The sequence below is a fragment of the Goodfellowiella coeruleoviolacea genome (assembly GCF_024171785.1).
Taxonomy (GTDB): Bacteria; Actinomycetota; Actinomycetes; order Mycobacteriales; family Pseudonocardiaceae; genus Goodfellowiella; species Goodfellowiella coeruleoviolacea.
The window spans coordinates 45,150-57,625 of the sequence record NZ_JAMTCK010000015.1 but is presented as its reverse complement, the minus strand read 5'-3'; the positions used below and the strand labels follow the sequence as shown (position 1 = coordinate 57,625).

General features: G+C 71.8%; 15 protein-coding genes and 1 pseudogene. 7 read left to right on the top strand and 9 right to left on the bottom strand.

Annotated features, from left to right (window positions below):
• Positions 1 to 360: 360 nt before the first annotated feature.
• The 6 genes from LX83_RS28150 to LX83_RS28125 all read right to left on the bottom strand — a co-directional run bounded on the left by LX83_RS28150 (position 361) and on the right by LX83_RS28125 (position 5,843).
• On the bottom strand, positions 361 to 1,944 hold the full coding sequence (locus tag LX83_RS28150) for a carboxylesterase/lipase family protein (protein WP_253776760.1): 1,584 nt from the start codon (positions 1,942 to 1,944) through the stop codon (positions 361 to 363).
• A 221-nt stretch (positions 1,945 to 2,165) separates the two neighbouring features.
• Positions 2,166 to 2,585 (bottom strand): lasso peptide biosynthesis B2 protein, encoded by a 420-nt coding sequence (locus tag LX83_RS28145; RefSeq protein WP_253776759.1) that lies wholly within the window; start codon positions 2,583 to 2,585, stop codon positions 2,166 to 2,168.
• The gene (locus LX83_RS28140; protein WP_253776758.1) at positions 2,582 to 2,839 is read right to left on the bottom strand and encodes a lasso peptide biosynthesis PqqD family chaperone; all 258 of its coding nucleotides are present in this window, start codon (positions 2,837 to 2,839) and stop codon (positions 2,582 to 2,584) included. Before LX83_RS28140 ends, LX83_RS28145 begins: the two co-directional genes overlap by 4 nt.
• Positions 2,836 to 4,734: an asparagine synthase-related protein gene (locus LX83_RS28135; RefSeq protein WP_253776757.1), complete on the bottom strand. Its 1,899-nt coding sequence runs from the start codon at positions 4,732 to 4,734 to the stop codon at positions 2,836 to 2,838. The genes LX83_RS28140 and LX83_RS28135 overlap by 4 nt, the downstream gene beginning before the upstream one ends.
• 21 nt (positions 4,735 to 4,755) lie before the next feature.
• Positions 4,756 to 4,887 carry a lasso RiPP family leader peptide-containing protein gene (locus LX83_RS28130; RefSeq protein WP_253776756.1) on the bottom strand — a complete coding sequence of 44 codons (132 nt, stop codon included), beginning with the start codon at positions 4,885 to 4,887 and terminating at the stop codon, positions 4,756 to 4,758.
• 614 nt (positions 4,888 to 5,501) lie between these two features.
• Positions 5,502 to 5,843, bottom strand: a complete 342-nt coding sequence (locus tag LX83_RS28125; RefSeq protein ID WP_253776755.1) for an EthD family reductase — start codon at positions 5,841 to 5,843, stop codon at positions 5,502 to 5,504.
• Between the two features lie 162 nt (positions 5,844 to 6,005).
• On the opposite strand from LX83_RS28125, the gene LX83_RS28120 reads away from it, so the two are divergent.
• A complete protein-coding gene (locus tag LX83_RS28120; RefSeq protein ID WP_253776753.1) occupies positions 6,006 to 6,662 on the top strand; it encodes a histidine phosphatase family protein in 657 nt (218 codons plus the stop codon).
• 25 nt (positions 6,663 to 6,687) lie between these two features.
• Here LX83_RS28120 and rpmF read toward each other — a convergent pair whose 3' ends face one another.
• From rpmF to mrf, 3 genes and pseudogenes are all read right to left on the bottom strand, one after another.
• On the bottom strand, positions 6,688 to 6,849 hold the full coding sequence (gene rpmF / locus LX83_RS28115; protein ID WP_253776751.1) for a 50S ribosomal protein L32: 162 nt from the start codon (positions 6,847 to 6,849) through the stop codon (positions 6,688 to 6,690).
• Positions 6,849 to 6,983, bottom strand: a pseudogene (gene rpmE, locus LX83_RS38530) (50S ribosomal protein L31); the annotation flags it as partial. The pseudogene rpmE and the gene rpmF, both read right to left, overlap by 1 nt.
• 14 nt (positions 6,984 to 6,997) lie before the next feature.
• Positions 6,998 to 8,320, bottom strand: a complete 1,323-nt coding sequence (mrf, locus tag LX83_RS28105; protein WP_253776747.1) for a ribosome hibernation factor-recruiting GTPase MRF — start codon at positions 8,318 to 8,320, stop codon at positions 6,998 to 7,000.
• Between the two features lie 127 nt (positions 8,321 to 8,447).
• Between mrf and rpmG the strand changes: the two genes are divergently transcribed.
• From rpmG to LX83_RS28075, 6 genes are all read left to right on the top strand, one after another.
• The gene (gene rpmG, locus LX83_RS28100) at positions 8,448 to 8,612 is read left to right on the top strand and encodes a 50S ribosomal protein L33 (RefSeq protein ID WP_253776745.1); all 165 of its coding nucleotides are present in this window, start codon (positions 8,448 to 8,450) and stop codon (positions 8,610 to 8,612) included.
• 5 nt (positions 8,613 to 8,617) lie between these two features.
• Positions 8,618 to 8,923 (top strand): 30S ribosomal protein S14, encoded by a 306-nt coding sequence (gene rpsN, locus LX83_RS28095; protein ID WP_253777086.1) that lies wholly within the window; start codon positions 8,618 to 8,620, stop codon positions 8,921 to 8,923.
• A gap of 13 nt (positions 8,924 to 8,936) precedes the next feature.
• On the top strand, positions 8,937 to 9,176 hold the full coding sequence (gene rpsR, locus LX83_RS28090; protein ID WP_253776743.1) for a 30S ribosomal protein S18: 240 nt from the start codon (positions 8,937 to 8,939) through the stop codon (positions 9,174 to 9,176).
• Between the two features lie 249 nt (positions 9,177 to 9,425).
• Positions 9,426 to 10,904, top strand: coding sequence for a GGDEF domain-containing protein (locus LX83_RS28085; protein ID WP_253776741.1), 1,479 nt, complete (start codon positions 9,426 to 9,428; stop codon positions 10,902 to 10,904).
• A gap of 48 nt (positions 10,905 to 10,952) precedes the next feature.
• Positions 10,953 to 11,393, top strand: a complete 441-nt coding sequence (locus LX83_RS28080; protein ID WP_253776739.1) for a PPOX class F420-dependent oxidoreductase — start codon at positions 10,953 to 10,955, stop codon at positions 11,391 to 11,393.
• 209 nt (positions 11,394 to 11,602) lie between these two features.
• The gene (locus LX83_RS28075) at positions 11,603 to 12,424 is read left to right on the top strand and encodes a S1 family peptidase (protein WP_253776736.1); all 822 of its coding nucleotides are present in this window, start codon (positions 11,603 to 11,605) and stop codon (positions 12,422 to 12,424) included.
• Positions 12,425 to 12,476 lie beyond the last annotated feature (52 nt).

The window sequence follows — 12,476 nt, the reverse complement described above, 5'->3', positions numbered from 1 at the left end:
ATCTGGACCAGTCCGAGTGGCCGCCAGTATTCCCGGGAACCCGAACGCATTATCGGCAGTCAACCGGTAGCCGCCAACGATTCTCCCCCACCCCTCTAAGTAAATCTCTGCGAAATGACGGCAGAAGGGTGCGCGACTACGCAACCGGCGGCCAACGCCGGCAAGTCTGGGATGCGGCCGGAACAGCAGCCAACCGGACCACAATTCCAGTCACTTCCCGCAAGCCGACCACCGCCCAACCGGTGTCCGCGTCGCCACCGCTCACCCAAGCAACAACGCCCGACGGATCAACTCAGTCAATCGACCAGTCGACCCGCCGGGCGCCGTCCGCAGAGCTTCAGCTTCAGGTTCAGCTTCAGGTCAGGCGGCGTTGGGCACGGTCGCCCAGAAGCCGCAGTGGCTGTTCTTCTCGATGTCCACGGTGTGGATGCCGCCCGGCGCGATGTCGAGCGAGAGCACGTCCGCGGCCGACCTGTACCGCGGCCAGTTGACCTCGCCGTTCCCGTTGGGGTTACCGGTCCGGGCGAAGGTGGTCCAGTAGTTGACCATGGTGTCCGAGAGCTTCTCCTGCTCGGCGTTCTTGAGCGGGCCCATGAAGTTCGGGAACAGGTAGTTCAGCTCAACACTGTGTTCGGCACCCTCGTCGAAGCCGGGGATGTCCACGACCGGCGGCGCGGTCCGGTCGGCGAACTGGTAGACGTACAGCGGCGCCGATCCCGTGGCCGTGGCCGCCTGGTAGCCGCGCAGGTGCGGGCAGGTGGACAGCAGCTCGTTGCCCGCGTCGGTCTGCACGGCGGACAGGGCGATACCCGGGGTCGGGTAGTTCGCCAGCGGGTAGCGCTGCAGCACCTGGTCGGCGTAGGCACCGTAGGTGCTGCGGATGATCTCCTCGTACATGGTCGGGGTCACCGGGTTGCCCGAGCCGTCGTACTGGACGCTGACGATCATCCGCATCTCGTCGAGGTTGTTGCCCCACAACATGGGCACCTTGTTGAACTTGCCCTGGCGCAGCGCGTCACCCGGCTGCATCGGCAGCTCCTTGCCACCGACGACCGGCCCCTGCGGCAGCGGCGGCCACGCCTTCATCAGGTCTGGCACGGGCTTGCCCCGCAGGCAGTCCGCGGCCGTGCTGGCGTCGGCGCAGCCGAACTGCTCGGCGACGCTGGTACCGATGGTCTCGGCCTGGTCCTTGGTCAGCATCTTCGCGTCACAGCTGAAGGTCTCACCGATGGCGCGGTGGAAGAGCCCGGCGGCGGTCGGCGAGGCCAGGTGGATGCAGATGCTGCCGGCACCGGCGGACTGGCCCGCCAGTGTCACGTTGCCGGGGTCGCCGCCGAACGCCGCGGCGTTGCGCTGCACCCAGCGCATGGCCGCCTGCTGGTCCTCGATGCCGTAGTTACCCGACTGGACGCCGGGGTTCTCCCCGTCCAGCGACGGCAGCGCCATGAAGCCCAGCGCGCCAACCCGGTAGTTGACCGTCACCACGACGACGTCACCCTGGTCGGCCAGCTTGCTGGCGTCGTAGGTCGAGCTGGTGCCGTTCTGGAAGCCGCCGCCGTAGAACCACACCACGACCGGTCGCTTGCCCAACCTGCTCGGCGTGGTGACGTTGAGGTACAGGCAGTCCTCTTCGTAGGACTCGATGATGCCGCCGAGGCCGCCCAGTTGGGCGCACTGGCTGCGGAAGTTGGTCGCGTCCAGCACACCTTCCCAGGGCTTGGCCGGCTGGGGAGCGCGCCAGCGCAGTTCGCCGACGGGTGGTGCCGCGTAGGGGATGCCCTTGTACGTCTCGTGCCGGTCGTGCTGGGTGCCCCGCACCAGGCCGAGATCGGTGCGAACCAGGTCGTAGACACCGTCCGGGGCGGCCGTCGCCGAACCGGTCAGCCCTGTCGCTAACAGCCCTATCGCGGAACAGGCCGCGAGCAGGGCACTACGCCACTTCATTGTTCTCCAAGCGGGATGGGGCCTACCTCGGACGGGAACCGACGCCACGCGGACGTTCGGTCGGGTACCGGGGGAAGACCGTGGAGCGTCGATACCGGCGGAGAGTATGAGCGGCCACTTCCAAAACTCTCCCCTGCGGCTTCCACGCGGAGGCAAGTGCGCCACGGTGTTTGCGCAGGTTCGGAGCGTGACCGGACGCCCGGGCAGGGTCCGGAATGCGACTAGCGGGTGGCCGGCGGAACCGTGATCACCGGCCGGTAGTAGCCGACCGGCAGGGACTCGCCGATCAGCGTGTCGTTGACCTGCACCCAGGCGTGCGCGCTGAACGGGTTGATCCGCACACCCGTGCACCAGGTGGGCCAGGTGCCGCGGATCCGGCACAGCAGGGCCGTGGCCAGGGAGCGCTGCAGGCAGCCCTTGCCGGAGCAGCGCACGCTGACCGCGAGCACTTCCGCCCTGGCCGCCTCGGCCTGGCGCACGGTGGCCGGGCGGGCGCCCCGACTCAGCTTGGTCAGCAGGACGCGCAGCTTGCGCGGTGGCAGCCGTTCCAGCACCCGGGCCAGGCCGGTGGCCAGCAGCGGCAGCGGCCGCTCGCGCAGCCGCAGCGTGGGGCGGTTCTCCAGGGTGGTCGGATGGCTCACGGGGTCACCAACTCCAGCCGGCGCAACCGGGTGATCAGGCCGACGATGTCGGCACTGGCCCGGCGGTGGGACGTGTCGTAGCGGTCGGCCAGCACTTCGGCGGCGTGGTGCGGGCTGCCGCCGTCGAGCATGGTGCGCAGGGCCAGCGTGGCGGTCGTGTTGAGCTGGTAGTACCGGCCGGTGCGCTCGTCGAGCAGCACGGACCCGTCATCGAGTTCGGTGAAGACGACGTCGGCGCGCAGCCGCGTTGTCATGGTCGGGCTCCTTCGGGGGTGGGACTGCGGGTGTCAACGGGGTCGGGCTGGTCGGCGACCCCGGGGCGCGGCAGCCGGACGTGCGAGTCCAACCAGGACTCCACGCCCAGGGTCCGGCCGAGCGCGGGCAGGGACAGTCCCAGGTAGACAGCGCTGAAACAGGTGCGGCGCAGCCCCTTGAGGTCGACCAGTCCCCGGTCGGCGAGCAGTGACTGGTCGAGCAGCCTGGCCAGTTCCTCGCGGTTCTGTCGCAGGCCGGCGTAGCCGTCCGCGGTGAAGCTGTCCTTGGTCTCCCGGCTCAGGCTGGCCTCGGGCACGATCCCCCGCATGGCCTGCTTGAGCAGCGGCTTGCACTGGAACGGGGTGCCGCGCTGGTCGGTGCGCACCGCCAGGCAGGCGCTGATCACCTGGTCGTCGAAGAACGGGGCCTCCACGGGCAGGCCGACCCGTTCCAGCACGGTGGACAGGTGCCGGGTGAGCCGGCCGTCCTGGCGGATCCGGTGCAGTGCGGCGTGCTGGCCCCGGCTCGGGGCGAGCGGTTCGGCGCCGCCGGCCAGTTCGGCCACCAGGTCGCGCACCGCGTACACGGCCTGCGGGGTGGCCCACGGCGGCAGGTGCGGGGTGATCTCCCAGCCCAGCTCGGGTTCGGTGCGGCCGATCACCAGGGGTGGCGCGGTCAGCGGCTGCCTGGCCAGCCACTGCGCGTAGCCGCGGCGGGTGGCCAGGGCCACGGCGGTGCCGGACAGCGTCCAGCGGGTCAGCGCGAGGTAGCCGCGCAGGTGGTTGAGGGCGGTGCCGGGCCGCTCGCGCAGCACGTCGTGCAGGTAGGCGGGCAGGCCGCGGCACACCTGGTCACCGCCCGCGCCGATCAGGTGCAGCCGCGACCCCCGGGCCATCAGGTGCCGGGCGAACCCGGACCAGAACCGGTACTCGCGCACGCCGTGCGACGGCTCGTCCAGGTGGCTGCTGGCCTCGACCAGCCCGGCGAACATGTGGGCGACGTCCCTGGTCAGCACCAGGTGTTCGGCGGGAGGCAGGGCGGCGGCCGCCCGTCTGGCCCACACCACGTCCTCGCCGCCGTTGTCCGGCCCCTTGTGGGTCAGCGCGACGAGCTGCGCCGGCCCCCGGCTGGCCAGGAAGTAGATCGAGGTCGAGGACAGCCCGCCGGACAGGTCGGTGCTGATGGTGCCGCCGGTGCGGGTGCGGGCGGCCACCGCGTTGGCCAGGGCCGCGGTGACCGCGGGCACCCCTTCGAGCAGGTCCAGGTCGGGGTCGGGCGGGCTCCACCAGCGGGGTGTTCGGGTCTGGCCGTGCACGTCGACCAGCAGGTAGCGGCCGGGCGGCACCGCCTCGACCCGGCGCCACGGGCACAGGTCGGCCAGTGGCTCGGGGATCGACGCGAGCAGCCACAGCGGCAGGTAGCGCTCGTTGATGCCGGCGCCGGTCAGCCTGGCCAGCACGTCGCTCCGGTCGGCCGCCACGGTGGTGCCGGCGTCGTGCGCGTAGAACACCCGGCGCACCCCGGATGCCGTGCCCTGCACTCGCAGTCGGCCGTGCACCGAGGCGATCAGGTGGTAGCTGCCGGCCATGCCGCTGGTGACGGCGCTCAGGTCGGTCACGTCCCGCAGCCGTTCGGTGCGCCGGGCCAGTTCGGTGGTGGTGATCGACACCCGGCCGAGCACCACCACCTTGACGTGACCCGCCTCCGCGACGGTGACGGTGTCCGCTGCCCACTGCCCCACCAGCATCGGGCGCCCGGACGGGTGGGTGATCACGGTCAGGGACTCGGGTGGGCCCAGCCGCGCGGCCACGCCCGGCCCGGCCGGGACGTCCGGCAGGGCCGCGAACCAGGGGCCGCTTCGGTCGCTCGCGTACTCCGACACCGCCATGTGCATGTGACTGATGCCGATCCCGGGTCAGAGCGGACCCAGGCCGAACAGCCCGTCAAGGTGCCATTCGACCGGGCCGTGCGTCACGTCGGCGAACTCTCCGACGTCCTGCACCAGGGGCGGCTCGTACGGGTCCCGCTCCGCCGTTGTCTCATCCATCGCGGCCTCCACAACCAGGTGTAGTTCAACGACTACCCTCTGAGGATGAGGCGGCGGTTTCCCCGGTCGCAAACCCAGGCGGATGGATCACCCGACGGCACAACCTGATCAGCGACGGCGGCCACGCCACGTGGACCGTGAAGCGGTTTCCGACCCGTCCGGGATTCCCCCGCCCGTGGCGGCGTTTTCCGGCCCCGCACCGGCTCCGGTGTGGACGGTGCGACGACCGGGGCCTACCGCTCCACTGTGGACTCGGCGGATGGTCCACAGTGGAGATCGGTGCCGGTCGGCGCGCCCGGTGCGGGTCAGCCGGCCGGACTGGCTTGTCTGGCCGGACTGGCTCGCCTGACTGCCCTGACTGCCCTAGCCGCCTTGGCTGCGCTGGCTGTCCTGACTGCCCTAGCTGCCCTAGCTGCCCTAGCTGCCCTAGCTGCCCTGACTGCCCTAGCCGCCTTGGCTGCCTTGGCTGCCCTAGCTGCCTCGGCTGCCCTAGCTGCCCTAGCTGCCCTGACTGCCCTAGCTGCCTGGCTGTCCTGACTGCTCTGGCTGCCTTGGCTGCCCTAGCTGCCTCGGCTGCCCTAGCTGCCTCGGCTGCCCTAGCTGCCCTGACTGCCCTAGCTGTCCTGACTGCTCTGGCTGTCCTCGACCACCTCGGCGGCGAACATCGCCACCAGTTCCATCCCGCCGATCTCGGTCAGGTTCGCGCCGGCCGCCTGCCACTCGGGCGAGGCGAACGTCGTCTTCATGGCTTCCCGTGACTCGAAGTACAGCTCGGCCACCAGGTGCGGTTCGTGGTCGCCGAGGAAGCCGGGCACGTAGACCCGTTGCACCTTGGCCACCTCGGCGCGCAGCACGCCGGGCGCCCTGGCCACCAGCGGCAGGTGGGTGGCGAAGTACTTCTCGTCGAACTCGTCGGGATTGGCGGGTTTCCGGTACAGCGCGAGGTACTTGATCACGTGACGCCTCCCAGTGTCACTCCGGCGCCCACCTGGCTCCGCCAGATGAGCTGTGGTTCTCCAGCCTGGCGGTGCTTTCCAGCCTGGGCCGGCACTGTAACAACAGCTTCACGCGCCGTCACCGAACGCTGCTCCGGTTGGGGCCCTCGGCACCATGGAAGTGTGCGGATCATTCTGCTCAGACATGCGCAAAGCCTTGGCAACGTTGACGAACTGGCCTACTGCCGCATCCCCGACCACGCCCTGCCGCTGACTCCGCTCGGTGAGCAGCAGGCCACCGCGGCCGGCCCCGCGGTCCGCCGCGTCCTCGGCGCCGAGCCGGTGGCCGTGTACGTCAGCCCCTACCTGCGGACCCGTCGCACCCTGCACCTGCTCGACCTCGGTGACCTGGTCGAGCGCACGGTCGCCGAGCCCCGGCTGCGCGAGCAGGACTGGGGCAACCTCCAGGACCCGGTCGAGCAGGAGCTGCAGAAACGCCAGCGCCACGCGTTCGGCCACTTCTTCTTCCGGCTGGCCCACGGGGAGTCCGGCGCGGACGTGGACGACCGGTGCGCGGCCTTCCTCGGCGAACTCCAGCCGAAGATGATCCGGGATCCCCGACATCCCAAGACCGTGCTGATCGTCTCGCACGGCCTGACCATCCGACTGCTCTGCCGTCGATTACTCGCGTGGAGCATCGAGCTGTTCGAGTCGTTGTCCAATCCCGAGCACTGCGAGCACCGGGTGCTCAGCTACGACGGCGGGGTGTGGCGGCTGGATCGACCGTTCGCGCAGTGGCGGGACGCGCCGGACGGCACCACCCAACTGGCGCAGCGGTGATCCAGCCGCTTCCGCCGCACCCGGGTCAGAGCAGGCCGCGGCGGTAGGCGTTCACCAACCTGCGTGGCACCAGGAGCTTCCGGCCGTCCGCCGTGGTGATCGGCACCAGCTCCGGTGCGCTCGCCTTCCAGCGCGCCCGGCGATGCCTGGTGTTGCTGCGTGACGTGCGGCGCTTGGGGACGGCCATCAGCGCTCCCCTCCCCGCCGCTCCCGCCGGCCGTAGCGGCGGTGGAACTTCTCCACCCGGCCCGCCGCGACCAGGCGCTGCTGCCCGGTCCAGAACGGGTGTGCGCCCGCGGTGACGTGCACGTCCACCTCGGGCTGGCTGCCTGGTTTCACGCCTGGTCCTCTCGGTCCTCTCGGTTCTTCCGGTTCGTGCGGTTGGTTGGGTCGTCGCGGCCGGGCGTGCCGGCGCCGGTGGGGCTGGGCGGTGCGCAGCCGCTGTCCCGCCAGTCGGCGAACGGGTCCGGGTAGCGCAGCCACTCCCGCTGGCCTCGGCCGAGTTCCGCGTCGGTGAGCAGGGCGGCCCGCAGTGCCGAGGTGATCTCCTCGGGGTCGGCCAGGTGGGACAGCACCGCCAGTTCCTGGGTGCGGTCGCCGTGGTCGGGGTGCCAGCTCAGCGCGGCCATGGCGCGGCGCTCCGGGTCGACACCGGCCCAGTCCGCGTCGGGGATCGCGGCCAGCCACGGGCCGGCGTGCCCGACCCGCAGTCCGCCGCCGGCCGACTCCAGCCACAGCGCCACGTCGGGCTGGCTGGCCAGCCACACCCGGCCCCTGGTGCGCACCACGCCGTCCAACAGCACGTCCAGCGCCCGGTGCAGCCGCTGCGGGTGGAAGGGCCGGCGCTCGCGGAACACGGTGAGCGCCACCCCGCAGTCCGGCTCCAGCGGTGGCTGACCGCGCAGCAGCGGCCCGTGCGGGTCGTCGGTCCGGCCCCGCCGGGCGTTGTCCGGCACCCGCCCCAGCAGGCCGGCGACGTCCACACCGGCCCCAGCACCGTCCGGGGTGGACAGTTCCACGCGGGCGGTGGCCGGGGCCAGCCGGTCCAGCACGGCCCGGGTGCGCGCCCCTGCCCAGGCGTCCGCGCCCGGCACCAGCACCAGCGCGTCGGCGAACTCCACCTGGCCCACGGCCACCTGGGCCAGGGTGCGCTCGTCGGTCGCTGCCGCGCCGAGACCGCGCTCGGCCAGGGTGGTGTCCCCGGTGGCGTCGGTCAGCCAACTGGCCAGGTCCACGGTGGTGATCACCGCCTCGATCCGCACCCGGTCCGCCGCGGTGCGCCCGTCCGCGAGCAGCACGTGGTGGATGGCCCAGCAGACCGCCTCGGGTTCCAGGGCGGGGTCCAGGTGCAGCACGATCCGGTGGACGGTGTCCGACCGCGCGGCCAGCCGGACCAGCAGCGGCAGCAGGTCCTCGCGCAGGGTGCAGGACACGCAGCCGTGGGCGAGTTCCAGCAGCGCGGTCCGGTCGTGGATGTCCGGGCCCGGCCGGTGGTGGCGGACTCGGCGGTGGATCACGCCGTCGGCGAGCCGGCGCAGGTCGTGCCGGATCACCGCGGTGCCGGCCCGGTCGAGCAGCAGCGCGTCCGCGACCGTTGCGGCGGCCGGCTCGGCCAGCCCGGCCACCAACACCACTGGGATGCGCTGGTCCGTGACCACGACAACCCCCTATCGACAATGATTTCCATCTAGCTGTCGGGCACGCTACCCTGTCGCCGGGCATTTGTGAAAACGGATCCCGTTTTCATCTAGGTCTGGCCCATCAGGAGTGAGGAGAGCGGAACCCGTGGCCCGCAACGAACTTCGGCCCATCGTCAAACTCCGGTCCACCGCCGGGACCGGCTACACCTACGTGACCCGCAAGAACCGGCGCAACGACCCGGACCGCCTGGTCCTGCGCAAGTTCGACCCGGTGGTACGCGCGCACGTCGAGTTCCGCGAGGAGAGGTGACCGACGTGGCCAAGAAGTCCAAGATCGTCAAGGACCAGCAGCGCCGCCAGGTGGTGGCCAGGTACGCGCAACGCCGGGCGGAACTCAAGGAGGCGCTGCGCTCACCCGCGTCCACACCGGACCAGCGCGCCGCCGCCGCGCGCGCCCTGCACCGGCTGCCCCGCGACGCCAGCCCCACCCGGCTGCGCAACCGGGACGCGGTGGACGGCCGGCCGCGCGGCCACTTCCGCGCGTTCGGGCTGTCCCGGATCCGGCTGCGGGAGCTGGCCCACCGCGGCGAACTGCCCGGCGTGACCAAGTCGAGTTGGTGAGGAGGACACCACCGTGGCACGAGTCGAGCGGCGCCCTGGCAAGCGCCGGCAGAACCTGCTGCTCAAGGAAGGCGTCGAGCGGGTGGACTGGAAGGACACCACCCTGCTGCGCAAGTTCATCTCCGACCGGGGCAAGATCCGCTCCCGGCGGGTCACCGGCCTGACACCGCGCCAGCAGCGCGAGGTCGCCTCGGCGATCAAGACCGCCCGTGAGATGGCCCTGCTGCCGTACCCGGGACCGAGCCGGAGCTAGCCAGCCCCTCCCTCCGCATCGGACACCCGACCGGGTCAGAGTCCTCACCTGACCGGGTGGCAGACTGGCGCTGAGCCCACTGGACACACTGGACTGGGAACCAGCCGGCAGAGCACACCGTCCACTCGCTGACGTGTTACGCCAGGATCGGCACAACGACCGATCGCACCGTTAGCCTGGATAGGCCAAGCCGGCGTACGTGGCAGGACGTCCACGTGTTCAGTCGGACTGGGGAGTGTCGAGGGCGAAGTGGAGTACGACAGCCCGCTGGCGGCGGGCGACATACCTTCCGAGGACCAGCGGGTCCGCGACCTGCTCAACGCCGGCCGGCTGGCCGACGCCAACCAGTTGTTCGACGAGGTGGTGGCCAGGGTGCCACCGGGCGGCGGACGCTGGAGCCGGTCGGCCGTGCTGGTCAACCGGGCGGTGTTGGCCTGGCGGCTGAGCCGGATCCCGCTCGCGCTGGAACTGGCCGCCGAGGGGTGGACCGACCTGGACTCCGAGCACCCCGACTCACCGGCGGCGGCCCAGACCATGAGCGCGCTGGGCTACCTGCTGGAGGGCATCGGCCACCGCCGGGCCGCCCTGGACATGCTGCGGCTGGCCGTGCAGGTCGCCAGGCGGTCCGGGGACGCCGAAACGCTCGCGCAGTGCCTGCAACGGCTCGGCGGCATCCTGAACTTCCGCGCGGCCTCCGGCCCGCCCCAGGCCGCCGAGCAGGTGTTCCGGCAGGCCGCCGGCTACCTGCGGGAGGGCCTGGAGCTGGTGGCGGACCCGGCGTTCCGGCGGGCGATCATGGCCGCCTACAGCCGGTCGCTGATCGGCATCGGCGCGTACGACCGGGCCGAGCAGCTGGCCAGGGACACCCACGACCAGTGCGTGGCGGTCGGCGACGAGTGGGGCCAGGCCGTGGCCGACTGGGTGCTCGGCATCCTGCACCAGCACCGCGGCGACCAGGACCAGGCTCGCGACGTGCTGCGCCGCGCCGTGGAGCTGGCCGAGCGGGTCAACGACATCTCGCTGTTGTTCCGCTTCTCCCTCGACCTGGCCGACGCCTGCGCCGCCGTGGGCGATCCCGTGGGTGAGGCCGCCGCGCTGCGCCGCAGCGTCGGGGCCAGCCTCACCGCCGTCGAGACCCTCCAGGAGGGCCTTGGCCAGGCGCTGGAACAGCGCAAGGTGGCCGTGCAGGCGCAGCGGCTGGCCGTGGCCGCGCAGGAGGCGGCGGCGCGCGACCCGCTCACCGGGCTGACCAACCGGCTCGGGCTGGAGCGCACCGCGCCGTTCCTGTTGGACAGCACCGCCACCAAGGGCCGGATCCCGTGGCTGGTGCTGTTGGACGTGGACGGGTTCAAGGGCGTCAACGACGACGCCGGGCACGCGGCCGGCGACGCGGTGCTGCGGGAGATCGCCCAGCTGCTGCGGCGGGAGTGCCGGATCGACGACCTGGTGGCCCGGTGGGCCGGCGACGAGTTCGTGGTGCTGCTCGGCGACACCGGCAACGACTACGACATCGGCCCGGCCGTGGCCGAGCGCATCCGCAAGTCCGTCGACCAACACGACTGGTCCGGACTGCTCGGGCCGATGATCCGCCCGCCAACGGTCAGCGTGGGCGTGGCCGCCGGACCGGCCAAACTGGACACCCTGTTCAAGGCCGCGGACGCCGCCCTGTACCGGGCCAAGCGGCTCGGCCGCAACCGGGTCGAGGTGGAACCGACGGCCAGGTCGTAGCCTCTCCCCCGTCAGGCAGTTGGCACGTGGTGATGGGAGCGTGGCGCGATGCGGACCATGTCCGAACAGGAGTGGCGGGACTTCGTCGGCGAGGGCACCAGGACCGGCAAGCTGGCCGTGGTCCGCAAGGACGGCAGCCCGCACGTCACCCCGGTGTGGTTCCTGATCGACGATGCCACACCGGACGCGCCGCACATCGTGTTCACCACCGAGGCCACCTCGGTCAAGGGCCGGGCGCTGCGTCGCGACGGCCGGTTCTCGCTGTGCGTGGACAAGGAGCACCCGCCGTACGGCTACGTCCGGCTGGACGGCGTCGCCGAGCTGTCCGAGGACCTGGACGACCTGCTCACCTGGGCCACCCGGCTGGGCACCCGGTACATGGGCGAGGACCTGGGCCCGGCCTACGGCCGCCGCAACGGCGTGCCCGGCGAACTGCTGGTGCGCGGCCGGATCACCAAGGTCGTCGCCGTGGACAACGTCTCCGACTGACCCCGGCCACCAGCACCGCCCGGTGCCGCCCAGTGCCGCCCGGAAGCGGCCGACCCTAGGGGATCAACCCGCAGCCGACCCCGAGCGCGACGTCGTCCACGTCCGCCTGGGGTCGGACCGCGAACCACTCCGCGGACCGATGCCGGAACCGCACGCTCGTCCATAGCTTTGCCGTGTCCCGTTCACCCCGGCAAAGGAAGTGACGACACATGCGATTCCGCTCCGCGGCCGCTGCCCTGACCAGTGCTGTGCTGACCGGCGTGGCGGTGACCACCGCCGCGCTGCTGGCGGCACCGGCCGCGTCCGCCGCCGACACCGCGTCCGCCGCCGACGTCGGCACACAGGTCATCGGGGGTCGTCCGGCCACCGAGCGCTACGAGTTCATGACCGCGTTCCAGCTCAACGGCGCGTTCCGCTGCGGCGGCTCCCTGGTCGCGCGGGACTGGGTGGTCACCGCCGCGCACTGCTTCGCCCGGCGGGAGGCGGACGGTTCGGTCGTGCCGATCTCCACCGAGGGCCTGACCGCGCGGGTCGGCAGCCACGACTGGACCACGGGTGGCAGCCAGGCCCGGGTCACCGAGATCGTGCTGAACCCGGAACTGGGCCTGGGCAGGGGTGATCTGGCGTTGCTGCGGCTCGACCACCCGGTGCGCCAGCGGCCGATCCGGATCGCCGCCGCCTCCGGTGCGCCCGGAACCGTGACCCGCGTGCTCGGCTGGGGCCGGACCAGCGAGGACTCCCCGGAGAAGTCCCAGTGGCTGCGGGAACTGGACACCCGGATCGTGCCGGACGAGCAGTGCGGCGACATCTTCGACCCGGCCAGCACGTTGTGCACCGAGGGCGTGCTGCCCGGCACCAACGCGTGTGACGGCGACTCGGGCGGTCCCCAGCTCCAGCGCGGGGCCGACCGCCGCTGGGAACTCGTCGGCGCCACCGGCGGCCCCGCCGACGACGACGGCCGCTGCGGCACCGGCTTCGGCTACTGGACCGACGTCACCGCCTACCGCGACTGGATCGAGCACACGGTGTGAGCCGCCGGCCGGTCCCCGTCCGAGGTGGTCAGCGGAATCCGCCGCAGGCCCG